Source organism: Streptosporangium sp. NPDC001559 (genome assembly GCF_042893955.1).
Lineage (GTDB): Bacteria > Actinomycetota > Actinomycetes > Streptosporangiales > Streptosporangiaceae > Streptosporangium.
This window is the reverse complement of sequence record NZ_JBIAVG010000002.1, coordinates 122,841-144,385: the sequence shown is the minus strand read 5'-3', so window position 1 is coordinate 144,385 and position 21,545 is coordinate 122,841. Positions and strand designations below refer to the sequence as shown.

20 protein-coding genes are annotated in these 21,545 nt (G+C 71.4%); 6 read left to right on the top strand and 14 right to left on the bottom strand.

Translation table 11 applies throughout. The features are described 5' to 3' along the window. Positions 1-33: 33 nt before the first annotated feature. Positions 34-1,026 (bottom strand): 16S rRNA (cytosine(1402)-N(4))-methyltransferase RsmH, encoded by a 993-nt coding sequence (gene rsmH, locus ACFYY8_RS04720; protein WP_390037164.1) that lies wholly within the window; start codon positions 1,024-1,026, stop codon positions 34-36. A 226-nt stretch (positions 1,027-1,252) separates the two neighbouring features. Then, positions 1,253-1,684: a division/cell wall cluster transcriptional repressor MraZ gene (gene mraZ / locus ACFYY8_RS04715; protein WP_390037162.1), complete on the bottom strand. Its 432-nt coding sequence runs from the start codon at positions 1,682-1,684 to the stop codon at positions 1,253-1,255. Between the two features lie 509 nt (positions 1,685-2,193). Between mraZ and ACFYY8_RS04710 the strand changes: the two genes are divergently transcribed. From ACFYY8_RS04710 to ACFYY8_RS04700, 3 genes are read left to right on the top strand one after another with little or no spacing between them, the layout of a single operon-like run. Continuing rightward, complete coding sequence (locus tag ACFYY8_RS04710) at positions 2,194-3,171, top strand: AAA family ATPase (protein WP_390037160.1); 978 nt, start codon at positions 2,194-2,196, stop codon at positions 3,169-3,171. Then, on the top strand, positions 3,168-4,424 hold the full coding sequence (locus ACFYY8_RS04705; protein ID WP_390037158.1) for a DUF58 domain-containing protein: 1,257 nt from the start codon (positions 3,168-3,170) through the stop codon (positions 4,422-4,424). The genes ACFYY8_RS04710 and ACFYY8_RS04705 overlap by 4 nt, the downstream gene beginning before the upstream one ends. Beyond that, positions 4,421-6,829: a transglutaminaseTgpA domain-containing protein gene (locus tag ACFYY8_RS04700; protein WP_390037156.1), complete on the top strand. Its 2,409-nt coding sequence runs from the start codon at positions 4,421-4,423 to the stop codon at positions 6,827-6,829. The genes ACFYY8_RS04705 and ACFYY8_RS04700 overlap by 4 nt, the downstream gene beginning before the upstream one ends. A gap of 226 nt (positions 6,830-7,055) precedes the next feature. Here the strand turns inward: ACFYY8_RS04700 and ACFYY8_RS04695 are convergent, their stop codons facing one another. From ACFYY8_RS04695 to ACFYY8_RS04660, 8 genes are all read right to left on the bottom strand, one after another. Beyond that, complete coding sequence (locus tag ACFYY8_RS04695; RefSeq protein WP_390037154.1) at positions 7,056-7,451, bottom strand: DUF3040 domain-containing protein; 396 nt, start codon at positions 7,449-7,451, stop codon at positions 7,056-7,058. A 147-nt stretch (positions 7,452-7,598) separates the two neighbouring features. Further along, positions 7,599-8,837, bottom strand: coding sequence for a DNA polymerase IV (dinB, locus tag ACFYY8_RS04690; RefSeq protein WP_390037152.1), 1,239 nt, complete (start codon positions 8,835-8,837; stop codon positions 7,599-7,601). Between the two features lie 45 nt (positions 8,838-8,882). Beyond that, on the bottom strand, positions 8,883-9,641 hold the full coding sequence (locus ACFYY8_RS04685) for a class I SAM-dependent methyltransferase (RefSeq protein ID WP_390037150.1): 759 nt from the start codon (positions 9,639-9,641) through the stop codon (positions 8,883-8,885). Positions 9,642-9,882: 241 nt separating this feature from the next. Beyond that, entirely contained in the window at positions 9,883-10,293 is a 411-nt protein-coding gene (gene nusB, locus ACFYY8_RS04680; RefSeq protein WP_352008987.1) for a transcription antitermination factor NusB, read from the bottom strand. Further along, complete coding sequence (efp, locus tag ACFYY8_RS04675; RefSeq protein WP_352008986.1) at positions 10,293-10,853, bottom strand: elongation factor P; 561 nt, start codon at positions 10,851-10,853, stop codon at positions 10,293-10,295. Before efp ends, nusB begins: the two co-directional genes overlap by 1 nt. 26 nt (positions 10,854-10,879) lie before the next feature. Next, positions 10,880-11,950: a M24 family metallopeptidase gene (locus ACFYY8_RS04670; RefSeq protein ID WP_390037147.1), complete on the bottom strand. Its 1,071-nt coding sequence runs from the start codon at positions 11,948-11,950 to the stop codon at positions 10,880-10,882. A gap of 117 nt (positions 11,951-12,067) precedes the next feature. After that, positions 12,068-13,363, bottom strand: coding sequence for a dicarboxylate/amino acid:cation symporter (locus ACFYY8_RS04665; RefSeq protein ID WP_390037145.1), 1,296 nt, complete (start codon positions 13,361-13,363; stop codon positions 12,068-12,070). A gap of 237 nt (positions 13,364-13,600) precedes the next feature. Continuing rightward, positions 13,601-14,641, bottom strand: coding sequence for an LLM class F420-dependent oxidoreductase (locus ACFYY8_RS04660; RefSeq protein WP_390037143.1), 1,041 nt, complete (start codon positions 14,639-14,641; stop codon positions 13,601-13,603). Between the two features lie 194 nt (positions 14,642-14,835). Between ACFYY8_RS04660 and ACFYY8_RS04655 the strand changes: the two genes are divergently transcribed. Next, positions 14,836-15,738: an endonuclease/exonuclease/phosphatase family protein gene (locus ACFYY8_RS04655; RefSeq protein WP_390037140.1), complete on the top strand. Its 903-nt coding sequence runs from the start codon at positions 14,836-14,838 to the stop codon at positions 15,736-15,738. Between the two features lie 2 nt (positions 15,739-15,740). On the opposite strand, the gene ACFYY8_RS04650 is transcribed toward ACFYY8_RS04655, so the two are convergent. From ACFYY8_RS04650 to ACFYY8_RS04635, 4 genes are read right to left on the bottom strand one after another with little or no spacing between them, the layout of a single operon-like run. Further along, complete coding sequence (locus ACFYY8_RS04650; protein WP_390037138.1) at positions 15,741-16,322, bottom strand: NTP transferase domain-containing protein; 582 nt, start codon at positions 16,320-16,322, stop codon at positions 15,741-15,743. Further along, positions 16,319-17,425 carry an XdhC family protein gene (locus ACFYY8_RS04645; protein WP_390037136.1) on the bottom strand — a complete coding sequence of 369 codons (1,107 nt, stop codon included), beginning with the start codon at positions 17,423-17,425 and terminating at the stop codon, positions 16,319-16,321. The genes ACFYY8_RS04650 and ACFYY8_RS04645 overlap by 4 nt, the downstream gene beginning before the upstream one ends. Next, the gene (locus tag ACFYY8_RS04640; protein ID WP_390037134.1) at positions 17,418-18,563 is read right to left on the bottom strand and encodes a VWA domain-containing protein; all 1,146 of its coding nucleotides are present in this window, start codon (positions 18,561-18,563) and stop codon (positions 17,418-17,420) included. Before ACFYY8_RS04640 ends, ACFYY8_RS04645 begins: the two co-directional genes overlap by 8 nt. Beyond that, positions 18,556-19,452 (bottom strand): AAA family ATPase, encoded by an 897-nt coding sequence (locus tag ACFYY8_RS04635; RefSeq protein ID WP_390037132.1) that lies wholly within the window; start codon positions 19,450-19,452, stop codon positions 18,556-18,558. Before ACFYY8_RS04635 ends, ACFYY8_RS04640 begins: the two co-directional genes overlap by 8 nt. A 90-nt stretch (positions 19,453-19,542) precedes the next feature. Between ACFYY8_RS04635 and ACFYY8_RS04630 the strand changes: the two genes are divergently transcribed. Then, positions 19,543-20,883 (top strand): TrkH family potassium uptake protein, encoded by a 1,341-nt coding sequence (locus ACFYY8_RS04630; protein WP_390037130.1) that lies wholly within the window; start codon positions 19,543-19,545, stop codon positions 20,881-20,883. Continuing rightward, on the top strand, positions 20,876-21,544 hold the full coding sequence (locus ACFYY8_RS04625; RefSeq protein ID WP_352008976.1) for a TrkA family potassium uptake protein: 669 nt from the start codon (positions 20,876-20,878) through the stop codon (positions 21,542-21,544). The genes ACFYY8_RS04630 and ACFYY8_RS04625 overlap by 8 nt, the downstream gene beginning before the upstream one ends. The last annotated feature ends 1 nt before the right edge of the window (position 21,545 follow it).

The window sequence follows — 21,545 nt, the reverse complement described above, 5'->3', positions numbered from 1 at the left end:
CCGCGGACCGGTGCACCGCGGCGGACGTCTTGCTCACTCCTCGTCAACTGCCTCACGAATCCTCTCTGCCGCCCGGCACCGGGCGGAGGCGGCCCGCGGGTTGCGGGCGACCTCCTCTTCGCTCGGGAGCTCGGCTCCCCTTGTCAGGAGGGCGAACCGCGGCTGGTGAGCCGGCAGCGGGACGGGCAGCCCTGGAGGGCCCGTCTCCTTGGTCCGCGCCGCGAGGACCCGTTTGGTCAGCCGGTCCTCAAGGGAGTGGTAGGCGAGCACGACCACGCGCCCGCCGAGCGTCAGCGCGTCGAGCGATGCGGGGAGGGCGCGTTCCAGTGCCGTCAACTCCGCGTTCACCTCGATCCGCAACGCTTGGAAGGTCCTTTTGGCGGGGTTGCCCCCGGTTCGTCGAGTGGCGGCGGGGATGGCCTCACGGACAATCTCCGCAAGCCGCTTAGTCGACGTTATGGCCTCCTTGGCCCGTTCCTTGCCGATTAGGTGCGCGACACGCGGGGCGAATCGCTCCTCGCCGTAATCCCGGAGAATCCGGATCAGCTCGGGGATCGGGTAGGTGTTGACCACGATCTCCGCGGTCAGCTCCTGCCCCCCGTCCATCCGCATGTCCAGCGGCGCGTCGTAGGAGTAGGCGAAGCCGCGCTCGGCCTCGTCGAGCTGAGGAGAGGAGACACCCAGGTCGAACAGCACCCCGTTGACCCGGGGACGCCCGAGGTCGGCCAGCACCTCGGGCAGCTCGTCGGAGACGGCCTTGACCAGCGTGATCCTGTCGGCGTACGGCGCGAGCCTGGCGGTGGAACGTTCGATGGCGGTGGGATCCCGGTCGATTCCGACCAGGTGCAGCGCGGGGTGGGCCGCGAGCAGTGCCTCCGCGTGACCGCCGAGGCCGAGGTTGGCGTCGACCACGACGGCGCCGGGTCCGGAGAGCGCGGGCGCCAGCAGCTCGAGCACCCGGTCGAGCATCACGGGAACATGGCCGCCCCGGCCCTGGGAATCCCTCTTGTCGTCTTCGGCGCGCATGAAGCGCCAACCCCCCTCTCGCCGCGTCTCCCGCGCGGTCACGCGGCGGACGCCCATCGGTGTCTTTCTCCTGGCTCCCACCCCCGGGGGCCGTCCGGCCAGGTCCCCATCCGCACCCGCGTTCCTTCACCACCTGACACCGGGGAAGGTGCATCAGCTGACGAACATGTGGTTGCGGGTGGAGACCTCGCCGAACGACGTTTTCACCGATGAGTCGACCGTGCAGTCACAGAATCCCTGGCAGCACCTCCTCCGACAGGTCGGAGAATGCCTGCTCCTGGTCGGCCAGGTACTTGTCCCAGGCCTGGGCGTCCCAGATCTCCAGCCGGGTGTTGGCGCCGATGACGGCGCAGTCACGGCCGAGTCCGGCGTAGTCGCGCAGGGCCTGTGGGACGGTGACCCGACCCTGTTTGTCGGCGACCTCGTCAGAGGCGCTCGCGAAGAAGACGCGGCTGTAGTCACGGACCGCCTTGGCGGTCACCGGCGCTGTGCGCAGAGCCTCGGTTATGCGCTGGAACTCCTCTACGGGGAAAACGTAGAGGCAGCGCTCCTGGCCTTTGGTGATCACCAGACCCTCCGCCAGCTCCTCACGGTACTTCGCCGGCAGGAACAGCCGTCCCTTGTCATCGAGGCGCGGGTAGTGGGTGCCGAGGAACATCGGCCTCACCTCCCGTGCCTAGCGGAGCACCTGGCGCTGTGGCCCCTGCCCTCCACTGCGCACCACCATACTCCACTTCTCTCCACCGTCAACTGATTCCGCGGCTCTTAGCGATGGGTTTCGCCGCCATTTTCCCAGCTCAGAACAGGTGGAGCGGAGTGGAGGGGCAAGGCGCCTCCGGTATGTCACGGGCGTGTCGAGAAGGTAAGCGATAGTCGGACAATCGAGGAATGAACCAATCGGCGGCACCGCGGCGGGAAAGTGGAGCGCGCGACCGCCGGAAGGCCTTGCCCCACGGCCCGTCACAAGATCCGGACACGCCCTCAACACGAACAGAACGCTCAGCTCACACACTGTGGCTGTCCACCCGGAAACAGCCCTAATACCCACATAGAGTCGCTCTGGAACCTCCAGCGTCGTAGTGTCGGTACGCACAATGGAAAAGGGCCTATAAAGACCCCCAAATACCAACCCCCGGCGTGAAACCGCCGCAGCTTCATGGAGGCCTGGTGGCAGTAACCCATGACATCTCACCTCGGCTCGATGATCTGGTCGTCACGGCGCATCGCATCCGCCAGGCGATCGAGTCGGTGATCGAGGGCAAGGGGGACGCCGTCCGCCTGACCTTGACCGTTCTCCTCGCGGAAGGGCACCTTCTCATCGAGGACGTGCCCGGTGTCGGCAAGACGATGCTCGCCAAGGCCCTGGCCCGTTCCATCGACTGTCCGGTCCGCCGTATCCAGTTCACTCCCGACCTGCTGCCGAGCGACATCACGGGGGTCAGCGCCTACAACCAGCAGACCAGGGAGTTCGAGTTCAAGCCCGGCCCGGTCTTCGCCAGCATCGTGGTCGGGGACGAGATCAACCGCGCCTCGCCGAAGACGCAGTCCGCGCTGCTCGAGTGCATGGAGGAGCACCAGGTCACCGTGGACGGCGCGACCTACGCGCTGGAGAGCCCCTTCATGGTGATCGCGACACAGAACCCCATCGAGATGGAGGGCACCTACCCCCTCCCCGAGGCGCAGCGCGACCGCTTCACCGCCAGGATCGCGATGGGCTACCCCGAGCCCGGCGCCGAGCTGGAGATGCTCGACGTTCACGGGGCGGCCTCTCCGCTGGACAAGCTGGAGCCGGTCGCCACGACCGCGGAGGTGCGGGCGCTCATCGAGGCGGTGCGCGCGGTCTACGTCTCACAGCCGATCAAGAAGTACGCCGTTGACCTGGTGACCGCGACCCGGCAGAGCCCCGACCTGCGTCTGGGCGCCTCCCCGCGCTCGACCCTGCAGCTGGTCAGGGCGGCCAGGGCGCACGCCGCGCTGGCCGGGCGTGACTACGTCATCCCCGACGACCTGCAGGACCTGTGCGTCCCGGTGCTGGCGCACCGGCTGCTGCCCAGCGTCGAGGCCCAGGGACAGCGTCGCATGCCGGAGCAGGTGGTGGCAGACCTGGTTCGCCGGGTGCCCGTGCCCGAGGTCCAGACGAAGTGACCTCGGGCCTCAGAGCGCTCACCGCCCGCGGCTGGTCATTTCTCGCCTCCGGCGCCGCGGCGCTGCTGTGCGCCTTCTTCCTCGGCGAGCACGACCTGCTCAGGATCGGGGTGCTGATCATCTCGCTGCCGCTGCTCGCGGCGATGGTGGTCAGCCGCACCCGCTACCGGCTGAGCTGCGCGCGCCGCCTTGACCCGCCCCGGGTCCCTGTCGGCGGCGAGACCACCGTGACGCTGCGACTGGAGAACGTCACCCGGCTGCCCACCGGTCTGCTGATGATCGAGGACACCGTCCCGTACGCCCTGGGCGCCCGTCCCAGGTTCGTCCTGGACCGGGTGGAGGCACTGGGAATCCGCGAGATCGACTACCGGGTCAGGTCCGACCTGCGCGGCCGGTTCGGCATCGGCCCGCTCACGGTGCGGATCACCGACCCGTTCGGCCTCGTCGAGCTGACCAGGTCCTTCACCATCAGCGACACGCTTGTGGTGACGCCCCAGGTCGTCCCGCTGCCCCGGGTCCGCCTCTCCGGGGAGCTCGCGGGCGGGGGCGAGAGCCGTACCAGGAGTGTGGCGGCGGCCGGTGACGACGACGTCGCGCCGCGCGAGTACCGGCAGGGCGACGACCTGCGGCGGGTGCACTGGCGCTCGACCGCCAGGTACGGCGAGCTGATGGTGCGACGCGAGGAGCAGCAGTGGCAGAGCAGGGGCGCGCTGCTGCTGGACACCCGCAGGTACGCCCACCGGGGTGAGGGACCCCGCTCCTCCTTCGAGGTCGCGGTCTCCGCCGCGGCCTCCATCGGGCTCCATCTGGCGCACGAGGGGCTCGGCCTGCGCCTGGTGACCGACCAGGGCGCGGAGCGGCTCCCGGAGACCGGGCTGAGCTGGGCGCTGCTCGACACCCTCGCCGAGGTCCGCACCAGTTCCGCCCGCTCCCTGGAGTACGGCGTGGCCGCTCTGCGGCAGGGCGGCGGCGAGGGTCTGATCATCGCCGTGCTCGGCGCGGTCGACGCCGAGCAGGCCCGGGAGCTGGCCCGGCTCAGACACGGCAACATGACCGGGGTCGCCGTGCTGCTGGACATCGCCGGCTGGGAACGGCCGGAGCTCGGCGAGGGTGAGGGCCACCAGGCGGCCCAGGCCGTGCTGGCCGGGGCCGGATGGCGTGTCGTGCCGCTGTCCTCGGGCGCGACGATCGCGAACGTGTGGCCGAAGGCGGCGCAGGGCGGGCGATTCGTACTCAGTGGGGGCGGCTCATGAGACTTCCGATCGCGGCGGGCGCGGCGACCATGGCGGTCACCGTCTCGCTCTATCCCCTCTTCCAGGGGGGCGCCTGGTTCTGGGCGAGCCTGGGGGCCGTCGTCGTCGTGACGGCGGTCGGCGTACCGGCCAGCCGCTACAGCCTGCCTGGCTGGCTGGCGCCGCTTGGCCAGGTCGTCGCGACCTGGATCTACCTGACGGCCGTCTTCACCCCGGAGAAGGCGTGGGGCAGGGTCGTCCCGACCAGGGAGTCGGTCGTCGCGCTGGCCAGGATGCTGGTAGCCGGCTTCGCCGACATCCAGCGCTTCGCGGCGCCCGTGCCCTCGACGACCTCCATCACCCTGCTGACCTGCGGGGGCGTCGCCCTGATCGCCGTCCTGGTGGATCTGCTCGCCTCCCGCGCGCGCAGGGCGGCGCTGTGCGGGCTGCCGCTGCTGGCGCTGTTCACCGTCCCCGCCGCGGTGGCGACCGAGCCGATCAGCTGGCCCGCGTTCATCGTCGCGGCCGCCGGCTACCTCGGGCTGCTGGTCGCCGACGGCAGGGAACGCGTGGGTCACTGGGGCAGGGCCGTACTGGTGCGCCGTGCCTCGGTGACGGCGCGGACCGTCGCCGACGTCGGCCCGCTGCGCCTGTCCGGCAAGCGCATCGGGCTCACCGCGGTGGTGCTGGCCGTCCTGCTGCCCGCGCTGATGCCCACGCTCGAACCCTCCCCGCTGTTCGGTTTCGGCGTCGGCAACGGCAGGGGGAAGGGCAACAACTCGATCAGCATCTCCAACCCGATCGTCGGTCTGCGGGGTTCGCTGTCGCTGCCGAGCAACGCCGACATCCTCAGCTACACCACCAGTGACAACCTGCCGCGCTACCTGCGGATGTACTCGCTGGACATCTTCGACGGCCAGCAGTGGACGATGGCGGGACCCAGCGGTCTTCCCGAGGACCGGATCTCACGCGGACCGCTGCCCCCGCCTCCCGGCCAGAGCCGTGAGACGCCCGTCGCGACCGTGACGACCAGGATCACGGTGAGCAAGACCCTCAAGGGGCTGGAGTTCCTGCCGCTGCCGTACCCGCCGAACCGCATCGGGATCGAAGGCGACTGGCGGCCGGACCGTGACTCCCTGATGGTCTTCTCCACCGAGGACACCGCGGAGGGGATGACCTACACGGTCGTCAGCGACGAGCCCAGGCCGACCGCGGAGAGGCTGAGGTCGGCCGCGGCCGCGCCCCCGCAGATCACCGACCGTTACCTGCAGCTGCCCAGGGACCTGCCCAGGGAGGTCAAGGAACTGGCGGTGAGGGAGACCAAGGACGAGAGGACCCCCTACGATCAGGCGGTCCGGCTCCAGGAGTTCTTCACCAGCAAGGGCGGATTCGTCTACACCCTGGCCGCTCAGGGACACGGCGGGCAGGCGCTGACGGACTTCCTGATCCGCAACAAGGCCGGATACTGCGAGCAGTTCGCCGCCGCGATGGCGGTGCTGGCCAGGGTGCTCCACATCCCCGCCAGGGTGGCCGTCGGCTACACCGGCGGCAGCAGGGTCGGCGACCATTGGCAGGTGGGCACGCACGACTCCCACGCCTGGCCCGAGCTCTACTTCGAGGGGACGGGGTGGCTGCGCTTCGAGCCGACCCCCACGGGCCTCACCGGACAGGGCAGCGCCACGGTTCCCTCCTACAGCCGTGCGCGGACGGCGGACGAGCCCGGCGACCAGCCCTCGGCCGCTCCCGCGATCGGTTCCGGCTCCTCCGATCCGGCCAACGGGTCGGCGAGCAACCCCCGCAACCGCAGGCCCGAGCTCGACTACGGCGGCAGCGGGCCCATCGTGGTCGAGGAGGGGACCCCTCTCGCGGTCAGGATCGGCCTCGGTGTCGCGGCCGTGGCGTTCATCGTGCTGATCCCGGCGATGCTGCGGCTGCGGCTGCGCGGGCACCGCCGCCGGATCTGCTCCCGCGCGGCGCGGCCGGCCGTCGTCCTGGCGGAGGCGCCGGGCACCGTCACGGTCAGGACGGGTCTGTGGAAGCAGGCGACGACGGCCGTCTGGGCGGAGCTCGGTGACACGCTGTACGACTACGGGGTGTCTCGCGGGCCGAGTGAGACCCCCAGGGCGCTGGCCGTACGGCTGACCGCCCAGCACGGGTTCGACACGGACGCGGAGGCCGCCGTGACGCGGATCGCCGCCTCGGCCGAGCGGATGCTCTTCGCCAGGACCCCCGGCGAGACCGGCTCCCCGCGTGAGGACCTGCGCGTGGTACGGCGGGCACTGGCGGCCTCCGCGCCCCGGGGCAGGAGGATCCGCGCGGTGCTGCTGCCGCCCTCGACGCTGACCGGGATGCGGACCCTGGGCACGCGTCTGCTCGACGTCTTCGACCGGCTGGAGAACCTCCGCCTCACCGGCAGGAAGGCCTGACCCCACCGCGGAGCACCCACACGCCCGCGTCCGGACGATCCGGGCGCGGGCGTGGTCCGTTCGGCGGCACCGGCCGGAGGACGGCCACGGGGAGACGCTCACGGGGGACGGTTCGGGGAGACGTCCGGACGGCATGACCCAGGTGGCACGGTCCAGCCGGGACAGGACCCGGCCGGACTCCGTGCCCTGAGGTCGTGCCGTCCCAGGGGAGGACGCGGGGAGGGGCTCAGCGCTCGTCGTTACGACGACGCCAGCGCTCCTCCATCCGCTCCATGAAACTCGGCTTGGGACCACTCCTGCGGCCCGCCCTGCCCGTCTGGCGGGAGGGGCCGGACCCGGAGGTTTCACCGAAGCCGTTCATGCGCTTCCAGCTGGACAGACCCCACAGACACGCGGCGAGCATGACCACGAAACCGCCGACTCCGAGCGGGATGTAGTTCACGACGCCGACCATCAACAGGACGACGCCCAGGACGAAGCCGATGGAGGCCTTCACCAGGCGGCGCTTGTAATGGCTGCGTGGATCACTGATCCTTACGGTATTGGCCCACTTCGGGTCCTCGGCGTAGAGGGCCTGCTCGATCTGGTCGAGCAAGCGCTGCTCGTGCTCAGAGAGCGGCACGGCGCCTCCCAAGGACAGCCCCAGTACGGGGAAGACGGTGACGGACGACACGGGGTGTCCGAACCTCGCGGTCGGTTATCCCCAGAATACGAGGCTGTAGACGTAGACGAAAGAAAACGTCCAACGTAGTCCAAACCGGAGGCGGTGTCATAGATCTATTTCACCAAACGACGGGCGAACAAGCGACGCCGGGAGCACCGCATCCGGACCGAACCTGCGGGCCGCCCTGTCCATCGCCTGCTCGGCCTCCCGCCAGCCCGTCTCGCGCTCTCCCAGGCCGAGTTGCCTGGTCACCCCGGACGCCGGAACGAGGTTCTCGACCCGCACCCCGACCAGGCGCAACCGCACTCCCAGCAGGCCGGAGGCGCCGTAGAGGTCGCGGGCCGTGGCGTACAGGACGCGGGCGACGTCGGTCGGCTCTCTGAGGGTGCGGGACCTGGAGATGGTGGTGAAGTCGGCCCTGCGGAGCTTGACGCTGACCGTGCGGCCCGCGTGACCGGCCTGCCTGAGCCTGGCCGCGACCCGCTCCGACAGGCGCAGCAGCTCCCGGTGGATCCGCTCCGGGTCGTCGACGTCTGTGGCGAATGTCTCCTCGGCGCCGATGCTCTTGTCCGGCGTGTGCGGGGTGACCCGGCGCTCGTCACGGCCCCAGGCCAGCGCCGCCAGGTGGGTTCCCACGGCCTGGCCGAGCTCGTGCCGGAGCGTCTCGACGGGGATCTTGGCGAGGTCGCCGACCGTCCTGACACCCAGACGCGCCAGAGAGCGCTCGGTGCGCTCCCCCACGCCCCACAGCGCCGCGATGGGCAGCGGGTGGAGGAAGTCGACGACCTGGTCCGCGGGAACGACCATCAGGCCGTCCGGTTTGCAGTGCTGTGAGGCGAGCTTGGCCACGAACTTGCTGTTGGCGACCCCGACGGAGCAGGTGATCCCGTGCTCACCGGCGACCCGTTCACGGATCATGGCGGCGATCGCGGCGGGCGGGCCGAGCCTCCTGCGCGCTCCGCCGACGTCCATGAAGGCCTCGTCGGAGGCGATCGGCTCGACCTCCGGAGTGAAGGTCCGGAAGATCTCCATGACGCCCCTGGAGACCTCGGAGTACTTTCCCCGGCTCGGCGGGATGATCACGGCCCTGGGGCACAGGCGCCGGGCGCGGATCATGGGCATGGCCGAGTGCACCCCGAACCGCCTGGCCTCGTAGGTGGCGCTGAGCACCACCCCCCGCGGGCCGGGGGCGCCCACGATGACGGGCAGGCCGCGCAGCTCGGGACGCTCACGCAACTCGACGCTGGCGAAGAAGGCGTCCATGTCGACGTGGAGGATCGGACAACCGGTGTCGTCCGTGCCCAGCGCCGAGACCGGACGCGGCACCTGCTGTTTCCTCGACACGAGGTCATTGTACGAGACGCATGGGAACACACGTTCGGCGGGAACTCACTTTCTGCCGAGGACGTGGAGCTGGGTGGCGATGTCCCTGAGCACGGGGTGGGCCGCAGCGGCCTGTTCGAGGGCTACCAGGGCGCGCGCGGCCCCCGGTTCCCCGTCCAGCAGGCGGCTGGGCACCAGGTCGGCGAAGATCCGTACGCCGTGGACCTCGCCGGGGGTGAGCCCGGCGGCGGACAGGAGCACGGCCAGGGTCTCGCGGGTGAACCGCCGCGGCGTGGGGTCACGGTCGCCCCAGCGCCCCTGTGGGTCGTCCAGGACCTGCAGCGCCTCGTCGAACCGGCCCGCGATGGAACGATGCAGGGCCGCGGCGAGCGGATTGGCGGCCAGCACACTGATCGCCCCTCCCTCGCGCAGCAGGCCCGCGATGGCGCCCAGGGCGCCCGCCGGGTCCTCGACGTACTCCAGGACGCTGTGGCAGAGCACCAGGTCCGCCCCGTCCGTGGGAAGGATCTCCTTCAGGTCTGCCGCGTCCCCCTGCAGGGCGCGGACGCCGACCCCGGCCTCGGCGGCCCGGCGTTCGAGCGCGGCCAGCGAGTCGGGGCTGGGGTCGACGACGGTGACGGCGTGCCCGAGCCCGGCCAGCGGCACGGCGAAGCCGCCCGTGCCTCCTCCGGCGTCGACGATGTCGAGCCGATCCCTGCCGGTCGCGGCCACCCGGTCGGCGAGCACTGCCCGCAACACGTCCCACACGACGGCGGTGCGGACCGCCGGAGTGGCCGACGGGCGTGAGATGCCTACGGCGCGCAACTTAAGATCGCCTCCTCTTTCGCGGTACGAGCCCCAGCCTACGCCGGGCCGTACCCGGTGCCGTCCGGGGAGGAACCGGGGCCGGGCCTGATCGTCTCTTTCCCCGGCGTGGAAGGAGTCCGGACCGGGGCCGCGTGATTCACGAGGTCAGAACGGGAAAGTCCGTGTGCGGCTCCCGCGGGCGCGTCCGTGGAGAGGACCGGAGAGGGTCCTCTCCACGGATGTGGCCTACAGCTGTGGCCTACAGCGCCAGAGACGGCTTGAGCTGCTTGAACCGGGCCATGAGGCCGTTGACGAACTGCGGGGACTCGTCGGTCGACAGCTCGGAGGCAAGCCCGACCCACTCGCTGATGACGACGCCCTCGGGCACGTCGGGCATCCACAGCAGTTCGTAGGTGCCGCCGCGCAGGAGGTTGCGGTCGACCGCGGGCATGCGGTCGAGCGTCCATCCCTCGGCGTAGGTGGTGATCAGCTCGTCGATGCGCGCGCGATGCCTGCACACGCCCTCGACGATGGTCGCGGTGTACTCGTTGACGGGCGGCTCCGCCCTTTCGAGACGCTCGGCCAGGACCGCGAGCGGGTCCTGGCTGCGCGCCTCGGCCTCGAAGAGGATGTCCAGCGCGCGCCTGCGCGCCTTACCCCGTGCGGACATCAGGCGCGGCCGAGGTATTCGCCGGTGCGGGTGTCGACCTTGACCTTCTCGCCGGTCGTGATGAACAGCGGCACCTTGATCTCGGCGCCGGTCTCCAGCTTGGCGGGCTTGGTGCCGCCGGTGGAGCGGTCGCCCTGCAGGCCCGGCTCGGTCTCGGCGATGATCAGGTCGACGGCCGCGGGCAGCTCGACGTAGAGCACGTTGCCCTCGTTGACCGCGACGGTGGCGAGCATGTTCTCCAGCAGGTAGTTGGCGCTGTCGCCGACGGCCACCCGGGAGACGTTGAGCATGTCGTAGGTCTCGGTGTCCATGAAGACGAACTCTTCGCCGTCCATGTAGGAGAACTGCATCTCGCGCTTGTCGACGTTGGCCACCTCGACCTTGACGCCCGCGTTGAAGGTCCTGTCGACGACCTTGCCCGACTTGATGTTCTTCAGCTTGGTGCGGACGAACGCACCGCCCTTGCCGGGCTTGACGTGCTGGAACTCCACAACCGTCCAGAGCTCACCGCCGTCGAGCTTGAGCACCAGGCCGTTCTTGAGGTCGTTCGTCGTCGCCACTAGTTTCTCCTGCGTACGGCCGCTCTTTAAAGGACAAGCAGCTCTTTGGTCGTCCGTGTGAGAAGCTCCGGTCCGACATCACGCGTCACGAGCGTGTCCTCGATGCGGACGCCGCCCATACCCGGCAGGTAGACGCCAGGCTCAACGGTGACCGGAACTCGATCCTCTAGTCTAGCGTGCCCGGCATCACTGTCTGGCTTCGGCGGAGCCAGGAACGGCACCTCGTGGATCTCCAGCCCGACGCCGTGGCCCAGGCCGTGCCCGAAGCGCTCACCGTGTCCGGCCGCGGTGATCAGATCGCGGGCCGCGGCGTCCACCTCGTGGGTGAGCGCACCAGGCCGTACGGCATGGCGGCCGGCCCGCTGGGCGGCCCTGACCAGGTCGTAGAGCTCTCGCTGCCAGGCTGCGGGCTCCCCGATCGCCACGGTCCTGGTCATGTCGGCGTGGTAGCCGTCGTACAGCGCCCCGAAGTCCATGGTCACGAGGTCTCCCCGCCGCAGGGGGCGCTCCGACGGCGAGTGGTGCGGGATCGAGCCGTTCGGGCCCGAGGCGACGATCGAGTCGAAGGCGGGCTTGTCCGCGCCCAGCTCGATCATCCGGGTCTCCAGCGCCCTGGCGACCTCCCGTTCGGTCACTCCGGGCCGCAGACCGGGCAGCACGTCGGCGAAGGCCTGGTCGGTGAGCGCGCAGGCGGTGCGGATGAGGTCGATCTCCTCCTCGTCCTTGACCCTGCGCACCGACTCGACCAGCCCGCTCAGCCGCGGCAGGTCCCCGCCGAGACGGAAGTAGTCGGCCACGGACATGTGGTGCGCCTCGACGCCGACCCGGCCTGCCGCCGTCGCGACCAGGCCTCCCGTGACGTCGCGTTCCTGACGCACCTCGACGTCCGGGCACAGGCGCCTGGCGGTCTCGGTGTAGCGGGAGTCGGTGGCCAGCGTGGCGGTGCCGTCCGCCGTGACCAGCACCGCGGCGTTCGAGCTCGCCAGGCCGGTCAGGTAGCGCACGTTCACCCCCTGGGTGACCAGGACGGCGTCCACCTCGTGGGCGGGCAGCAGCTCCGCGAGACGCGCACGGCGCGTGGCGTGGGTGGCGGTCATGCCTCGCATGCTATTGACCTCGTCCGTCCCTGTCTCCACCCCGCCCGCCACACCTTGGGCGGTGGCGGGCGGGAGAGGCGGTGGCGGGCCGGAGGGGAGGCCCGCCGCCTCGGGGCGTCAGGCGGGGGCGGGGGCTCCCCCGGCGACCAGCGGCCTGGCGGGCGCCTCGTCCAGGGGCAGCGGCGGGGCGTTCAGCACCGCCTCGTCGAGACGGCCCTCGGAACGGGCGACGAGCACGGGCACCACGATCTGCCCGGCCACGTTCGTCGCCGTGCGGATCATGTCGAGGATCGGGTCGATGGCCAGGAGCAGGCCGACGCCCTCAAGCGGCAGGCCGAGCGTGCTCAGGGTGAGGGTGAGCATCACGACCGCGCCGGTCAGGCCCGCGGTCGCGGCGGAGCCGACCACCGAGACGAACGCGATCAGCAGGTACTGGCCGAGGCCGAGCGGGACGTCGTACACCTGGGCCACGAAGATCGCGGCGAGAGCGGGATAGATCGCGGCGCAGCCGTCCATCTTGGTGGTCGCCCCGAAGGGCACCGCGAAGGAGGCGTAGTCGCGGTCGACGCCCAGGCGTTCGACGGTGACCCGCTGGGTCAGCGGCAGGGTCCCGATCGAGGAGCGGGAGACGAAGGCCAGCTCGATCGCGGGCCAGGCGTTGCGGTAGAAGGTCAGCGGGCTGATCCGGCCGACGAGGGCGAGCAGCAGCGGGTAGCTCACCAGCAGCACCAGCAGGCAGCCGATGTAGACGCCCGCTCCAAGCTTGGCCAGCGGGGCCAGCAGGTCCCATCCGTAGGCGGCGACGGACTTGCCGATCAGGCCCGCGGTGCCGATCGGGGCCAGCCTGATGACCCACCACAGGGCCTTCTGCACCAGTTCGAGCACCGAGCGGCTGAGGACGAGGAACGGCTCGGCCGCCTCGCCGACCGCCAGGGCCGCCGCGCCGAGGACGACCCCGATGAAGACGATCTGCAGGACGTTGAGCTCGGTGAAGGCCGTGACGACGTTGGTCGGGATGATCCCGGTCACGAAGTCGAGCCAGGTCCCCGCGCCGTCGAGGTCGGGGGCCTTGGCTCCGACGGTGGAGATCGTGACGCCCTCGCCGGGGTTGATGACCAGGCCGAGGCCGAGGCCGATGACCACCGCGATCAGCGAGGTGACCAGGAACCACAGCAGTGTCTTGCCCGCGAGCCTGGCGGCTCCGCCGACGTTGCGCAGGTTGGCGACGCTGACCACGACCGCGGTGAGGACCAGCGGCGGGACGGCGAGTTTGAGGAGCTGGACGAAGAGCCTGCCGACCTCGGTCAGGGTGGTGGTGAGCCAGGCGATCTCGCCCGCGCGGGCGAGGAAGCCGAGGGCGGCGCCGGCCACCAGGCCGAGCAGCAGTTGCAGGGAGAAGGAGACTTTCTTCATGAACGCGACTCCGACGTGAGAACGTGCCCGCGCGGGGCGGGAGGGGAGCGGGAAATGCGTTCAGCGACAGAGCTGGCCGTTCAGGCGGCACAGATCCACATACGGCCGCCCGACGAGCAGGGGGGTCACCGGGGAGAACCTCACAGGGCGTGAAACCACCTATTCTGGTAGGAAATTTCATCTATACCTGTGATCAGTATCACGTTCTCCCCGGCCAGAGAAGGCCCGGACATGGGCTCAGGAGGCGAGTTCCCCGACCTTCTCGACGAGCCGGACGCGCTCGGCGTGGGTACGGCCGAGCGGGGTGACGTTGACGGTCGTGACGCCGGAGTCGCGCATCGCCTGCAGGCGGTCGCGCACGTGCCCCTCCGGCCCGATCAGCGAGACGGCCTCCAGCAGCTCCCTGGGGACCAGCGCCGCCGCCTCCTCCTTCTTGCCCGCGAGGTAGAGGTCCTGGATCTCCTCGGCCTCCTTCTCGTAGCCGTAGCGGCGGGCCAGGTCGTTGTAGAAGTTCCTGCCCTTGGCGCCCATGCCGCCGATGTAGAGGGCCGCGACGGGACGGCCGAGGTCGATCAGGCCGGACACGTCGTCGCCGATGGCCAGGGGGGCCTGGGCGATGACGTCGAGGGCTCCCAGCGAGGGGTCGCGCCTGGCCCCGCCCGCGGCCAGGGAGTCCCCCCAGACCTCGGCGGCCTTCTCCGGCATGTAGAAGATCGGCTCCCAGCCCTCGGCCAGCTCGGCGCACAGCTCGACGTTCTTCGGGCCGATGGCCGCGATCACGATGGGGATGCGCTCACGGACGGGGTGGTTGATGAGCTTCAGGGACTTGCCCAGCCCCGTCCCCTCCCCCTCGGGCAGCGGAAGAGTGTAGTGCCTTCCCTCGTACTCCAGGCGCTCACGCCGCCACACCTGCCTGCAGATCTCGACGACCTCCCGGGTACGGCCGAGCGGCGCGGTGTACGGCACACCGTGGAAGCCCTCGATCACCTGCGGCCCCGAGGCGCCGAGGCCCAGGGTGAAACGGCCGCCCGAGACGTAGTCCATGCCGGCCGCGGTCATGGCCAGCAGGGCGGGGGTGCGCGAGTAGATGGGCAGGATGCCCGAGGCGATCTGCAGCCGCTCGGTCCTGGCCGCGATGTAGCCCATCTGGCTGACCGCGTCGAAGCTGTAGGCCTCGGCGACGAAGACGATGTCCAGCCCCGCCCTCTCGTAGTCGGCCAGCTCGTCCACGGTCTCCTTGAAGCCCCCCGCGTAACTCAGGGCCATACCGATACGCATCGTCAGGATCGTCCTTCCCGCACCACAGGAACCGAATGTTATTCCGTTCTCTCTGCCCAGAAGGCTATCGACTCCCTCCGGCCCGCTCCAAGACCCGCGCCGCCCGCATGAGGCCGGTAGCGTACGGGTCTCGGGCTCGGGAGGCCCGTGCGGGCGGGGGACGGCCCGCGATGGCGGCGCGGACGAGGAGCGGTGTGCTGAGGCGGGCGATCATGGTGCTTGCGGGGGCGCTCGCCCTCGTTCTCGGCGGCCACGGACTCCTGCCCGACCTCGGAGGGTTCACCCCGGTGCTGGAGAGCCTGCTGCCCTGGCTCGGCGTCACCGTGCCCTTCCTGCTGATCGGCGCCCTGGTCACCCGGTCGTGGCCGGTGATCGTCGCCGCACTGCTGCCCGCGACCGTCTGGGGAATCATGTTCGGTCCCACGCTGCTGCGCACCGTCCCCGGCGGTCCGAGCGACGTCTCGGTCGCCACGATCAACGTGGGGGCGGCCAACGGCGACTCGGCGCGGGCCGTACGGGCCGTCTCCGGCGGACGGGACCTGGTGGCCGTGCAGGAGCTGACCGAGGGGGGTCCCGCGGCCAAGGAGCTCGACGCCCGCTTCCCGCACCGCTACCAGGTGAACACGGTCGGCCTGTGGAGCAGGTTCCCGATCCTGCAGGCTCGCAGGGTGGACATCGGCCTCGGCTGGGCCAGGGCGCTGCGGGCGGTCGTCCAGACGCCGAAGGGCAGGCTGACCGTCTACGTGATGCACCTGGCCTCGGCCCGTCCCGGCCAGACCGCCCAGCGGGACGAGACCCTCACCCAGGCGGGAAGGCTCGTCGAGCGCGACCGCAGCGAGCGCCTTCTCCTGCTCGGCGACCTCAACACCGCCACGACCGACCGTAAGCGCGCCGGCCTGGTGCCGCCGCTCCTGGACGCCCAGCAGGAGGCCGGCTCCGGGTTCGGCTTCACCTGGCCCGCGTCCTTCCCCGTGACCAGGCCAGACCACATCCTCTACCGGGGCCTCACCGCGGCCACCGCGGGCGTCGAGGCCGCGGCGGGCAGTGACCACCGCGCCGCCGTCGCCTCCTTCCGGCTGCGCCGGGGGACCCCCTGATCTCAGCCCCGCCGCCGTCGCCAGGCCGCCAGGTCGCCGGGGGTGTCGATGTCGGCCGGATCGCCCACGTCGTCGCAGGGCACCTCGACGACCAGTTCGGGGTGCGCGCGGAGGAAGGCCCTCGCGCCCGTGTCGCCGACCGCGAGCCCGGCGACCTCGGCGAAGTGCTCCCTGGCGACCAGCACCGGGTTCCGCCGCCTGCCCGCGTAGGTCGCGACGGCCACGGAGGCCCCCAGCCGCGCGGCCTCCACCAGCCGGAGCACGGCCCGCGGCCCGATGGACGGCTGGTCGGCAAGGGCGATCACCACCCGCTCCGCGTCGCCGGGAAGCGCCGCCAGGCCGGTCCTGAGTGAGGAACCCATGCCGGTTCGCCAGTCCGGGTTGCGCACGACGACCGCCCCGCGCACCTGAGCGTCCGCGGCCCCGAGCACGACGACCACGGGATGGCAGCCTCCCTCGCGCAGCAGCCTGACCCCCCGGTCGACCAGCCGCTCGCCGTCCAGCTCGACCAACGCCTTGGGGGCGCCGAGCCGGGAACCGCCGCCCGCGGCCAGCAGCAGCCCCGCGCTCGCCCCCCGCGTCATGTCCGGCGACCGGGCGCGTGGATGCGGCCCGAGCCGTCGCTCAGCGGCCGTCCCGAGCCGCCCCAGCGCAGCTGGATCAGCTCGGCGGCGATGGAGACCGCGGTCTCCTCCGGTGTCCGCGCGCCCAGGTCGAGGCCGATCGGCGAGCGCAGCCGCCCGAGCTCCTCCTCCCCCAGGCCCGCCTCGCGCAGCCGCGCCAGCCGGTCCTCGTGCGTACGGCGTGAGCCCATCGCCCCGACGTATCCCGCCGGGGTGCGCAGCGCCACCTCCAGCAGCGGGACGTCGAAGCGGGGGTCGTGGGTGAGCACGCAGATCACGGTCCGCTCGTCCACGGTGACCGAGCTGAGATAGTCGTGCGGCCACTTGACGACCACCTCGTCGGCCTCGGGGAAGCGCCTGGCCGTGGCGAAGACGGGGCGTGCGTCGCACACCACCACGTGGTAACCGAGGAACTTGCCGATCCTGGCGACCGCGGCGGCGAAGTCGATGGCGCCGAAGACCAGCATCCTGGGCGGCGGGGTGAAGGAGTGCACGAAGACCGCCAGGTCGTCGAGGCGCCGCTCACCGTGCGGGCCGTACCGGCGGATCCCGGTGAGGCCCTGGGCGAGCATGCCGCGGGCGTCGTCGTCGACCGCGTCGTCCAGCCTGGCCGTGCCCAGCGAGCCGGAGGCGCGCTCAGGGCCGACCACCCGGCGGGCCCCGACGGCGCCTGGACCGGACAGCACGGTCGCGACCGCGACCGGCTCGTGTTCCCGCACCGCCGCGGCGACCTCCCCCAGCTCGGGGAACGTCCCGCGCGAGACCGGCTCGACGAAGACGTCCAGAATCCCCCCGCAGGTCAGCCCGACGGAGAAGGCGTCGTCGTCGCTCACCCCGTAGCGCCGCAGCACCGGGGTCCCCGAGGCGGCCACCTCGCGGGCCAGCTCGTAGACGGCGCCCTCGACGCAGCCGCCGGACACGCTGCCCGCCGCCTCCTCCCCGAGGACGGCCATCGAGGCTCCCGGGGGCCGGGGCGCGCTGCGGAAGGTCTCGACCACGGTCGCCAGGCCGAACGTCTCGCCCGCCTCCCACCAGCGCGTGATCTGCGAGAGGATGTCACGCATTCCGCCCTCCAAGCAGCCGGGCCAGCGCCTCGAAGGCCGCCAGGCTGTGCCCGGCCACGAAGTCGTCCACGTACGGCAGCGCCGCCCGCATCCCGGCGGTGAGCGGGCGGTAGCCCTCCTGCCCCTTGTGCGGGTTCACCCAGATCACCCGGTGGGCGGTCCTGGACAGTCTGGCCATCTGCGCACCGAGCAGCGAGGCGTCGCCCCGCTCCCACCCGTCGGAGGCGATGACGACGGTCGCGCCCGCCGCGTCGTGCAGCCGCAGAAGACTTCGCAGTTCCTCACCGAGGCGGGTGCCGCCGCTCCAGTCGGGGATGGCGGCGGAGACGGCCTCCATCGCCGCCGCCGGGTCGCGCGGGCGCAGCTCGGCGGTGATCCTGGTCAGGCGGGTGCCCACGCTGAACACCTCGGTCGCCCTCGGCTCCGCGCGCACCAGGGCGTGTCCCAGGCGCAGCAGCGTGTCGGCGTAGGGGGCCATGGAGCCGCTGACGTCGACGAGCAGCACGACCCCGCGAGGCCTGGTGCGGTGGGCGCGGTGGCGCAGCCGTACGGTCTGGCCGCCGTGCCGCAGGGTCTCGCGGATCGTCGCCCCGCCGTCGAGGCGCCCCCTGCGGGAGGGGCCGAACCGTCGTGACCCGCGCCGCTCGCGATCCACCCGCAGCAGGGCGAGCAGGCGCCGTACCTCGGCCAGCTCGGCACCGGTCATCGCGGCCACGTCCCTGTTGCGCAGGACCTCCGCCGGGCTGGCGGCCGCCGCCCGCTCCTCACCGTCCCCCGCCTGTCCCCGGGTGCCGGTCAGGATCGTGACGCCCCGGGTGACGTCGGCCACGGGCGGGGGCGTCGGACGTGCCCGCGTGCCGCCAAAGTAGGCGTCGAAGACACGGTCGTAGCGGGGCAGGTCGTCGGGACAGGCGCACAGGGTGAGTCTGCCCGCCCAGTAGACCCCGCGCGGGGCGGCCGCGCCGAGGACGGCCAGCGCGCGCAGCAGGGCCTGGGTCCGCTCGTGGTCGGCGGGCACCCCGGCGGCGCGCAGCGTCCTGGCGAATCCCGTCATGACCGCGACCATGTCGCGCTCCGCCTCCCCCACCGCGCCCTCCACTGTGTCCTCCGCTGTGCCCTCCAGGGGGCCCTCAGTCACGGGAGACATCGAAGAACCCGTTCCCGAGGACCATCTCGTGGTCCTCGCGGTGCTTGAGCAGGGCTCCCAGCGTCGCCGCGGCCAGGCCGGGGTCCAGCTCCCGGGCGCCCAGGGTCAGCAGGGCCTCGGCCCAGTCGAGGCTCTCGGCGACGCCGGGCGGCTTGACCAGACCGGCCCCGCGCAGCCGGCCCGCGGCCCCGGCCACCTGCTCGGCCAGGGTCCTGGAGCAGCCGGGGAGCCTGCGCAGCAGGATCGTCACCTCCCGCTCGAAGGAGGGGTGTTCGAGCCAGTGGTAGAGGCAGCGGCGTCTCAGCGCGTCGTGCAGCTCGCGGGTGCGGTTGGAGGTCAGCACGACGACCGGCGGGCTCTGCGCCCGGATCGTGCCGAGCTCGGGGATGGAGATCGCGAAGTCGGACAGCACCTCGAGCAGGATCGCCTCGAACTCCACGTCGGCCCGGTCGACCTCGTCGACGAGCAGCACGCTCGGCTGGGTCTCCACCGCCTTGAGCAACGGCCTGGGGATCAGGAAGCGCCGGTCGTAGACCTCCCCCTCGAGCCGCGCCGCGTCGGTGATCCCGCTCGCCTCCGCGGCCTTGAGGTGCAGCAGCTGGCGGGCGAAGTCCCAGTCGTAGAGCACCTGGGGACCGTCGAGTCCCTCGTAGCACTGCAACCTGATCAGCGGCGCGCCGAGCACCGTGGCGAGCGTCCTGGCCAGCTCGGTCTTGCCGACCCCTGCCTCACCTTCGAGCAGCAACGGGCGGCCCATCCGCAGCGCCAGGAACGCCGCCGTGGCCAGCCCCTCGTCCGCGAGGTAGGCGCACCGGTCGAGGAGTTCCCCCAGATGTCCCGGTGACTCCACGTCAGAGGCCTTGGCCGTCCCCCTCAGCATCACCTCAGGCTACGCCGCGGGGGCCACTGACGGGGCAGGGCATGTGGGGCGGGACGTGGCGGTCGTCTCCCCGGCGTATTCTCACCCCTCGTGAAGAACGTTCTGCGGCGGATCAACACGCCGTCGAGAGTCGTCGTGGCCGCCTTCCTGGTCGTGGTCACGACGGGCTCGGCGCTGCTGTCGCTGCCCGTCGCGGTCGAGGCCGGGCAGGCGGCGGCGTGGACGTCCGCGCTCTTCACCGCGACGTCGGCGGTCTGCGTGACCGGCCTGGCCGTACAGGACACCGCGACGCACTGGTCGGTCTTCGGTGAGCTGGTGATCCTGGCGCTGATGCAGATCGGCGGGTTCGGGATCATGACGATGGCCTCCATCCTGGCGCTGGTCGTCTCCGGCAAGCTCGGCCTGCGCGCCAGGCTCAACGCCCAGGCCGAGACCAGGACCCTGGGCCCCGGCGAGGTGCGCCGCCTGATCGCGGGCGTCGCCAAGGTGACGCTGGCCGCCGAGGCGCTGACCACCGCCGTGCTGGCCGCCCGCTTCCTCATCGGGTACGGCGAGTCGCCCGGCCGCGCCCTGTACCAGGGGCTCTTCCACGCGGTCTCCTCCTTCACCAACGCCGGGTTCACCCTGTGGCCGGACGGCATCGCGCGCTTCGTCCACGACCCGTGGATCTGCCTGCCGCTGGCGATCTCCGTGGTCGTCGGGGGGCTCGGCTTCCCCGTCTACACCGCGATCCGCCGCGGCTGGCACAGTCCCAGGCGCTGGTCGCTGCACGCCAGGATCACCGTGGGGATGACCGCGGTCCTGCTGTTCGGCGGGGCGCTGGCCGTCGCCCTCACCGAGTGGGAGAACTCCGCGACCCTGGGGGGCCTGCCGCCCTGGCAACGGATCATGGCGGCGTTCTTCCACAGCTCCATGACCCGCAGCGGCGGCATGAACTCCGTGGACGTCTCCCAGATGCACGAGACCACCTGGCTGATCAGCGACGTGCTGATGTTCATCGGAGCGGGCAGCGCGAGCACCGGCGGCGGCATCAAGGTGACGACGTTCGCGCTCCTCGGCTACGTCATCCTGGCCGAGCTGCGCGGTGAGCCCGACGTCACGGTCGGCCGCCGCCGCCTGCCCGAGCAGCTCCAGCGTCAGGCGCTGACCATCGCCCTGCTCAGTGTGGCCTCGGTGGCGCTGGGCACGTTCGTCCTGATGGCCCTCACCCCGTTCAAGCTCGACCGGGTGCTGTTCGAGGTGGTCTCGGCGTTCGGCACGGTCGGCCTGTCCACCGGGATAACCGGCGATCTCGGTACCCCGGGGCACCTGGTGCTGACGGTCCTGATGTTCGTCGGCAGACTGGGGCCCGTGACACTCGGCGCGGCGCTGGCGCTGCACGTCCAGACCCGCAGGTTCCGTTATCCGGAGGAGGGCCCTCTCGTTGGCTGACAGGAAGGACCGCGGCGACGCGGTCGCGGTGATCGGTCTCGGCCGGTTCGGCAGCGCGCTGGCGCTCGAACTGGCGGAGCGCGGCGTCGAGGTGCTCGGCGTGGACAGCGACCCCAAGATCGTGCAGCAGCTGTCCGGGCAGCTCACGCATGTGGCCTGCGCCGACTCGACCGACCCGGACGCGCTGACCCAGTTGGGCGTCGAGGAGTTCGGCAGGGTCGTGGTCGGCATCGGCGGCGACATCGAGGCGAGCATCCTGACCACCTCGATCCTGGCCGACTTCGGTGTGCCGGACATCTGGGCCAAGTCGATCAGCCGCCAGCACAGCCGGATCCTGGACCGGGTCGGCGCGCATCACGTGGTGCAGCCCGAGTACGACATGGGAGAGCGGGTCGCGCACCTGGTGACCGGGCGGATGCTCGACTACGTCGAGATCGACGAGGGCTACGCCCTGGTCAAGACCAAGGCGCCGGGCTGGGCGGTGGGCAGGACGCTGGGCGAGCTGGGCATCCGCACGAAGTACGGCGTGACCGTGGTCGGGATCAAGAGCCCCGGTGGCCGGTTCACCTACGCCACCTCGGACACGGCCATCCACGGGAACACGGTCCTGCTGGTCGCGGGTGAGACGGGCATGGCCGAGCGTTTCGCCGAGGAGACCTGAC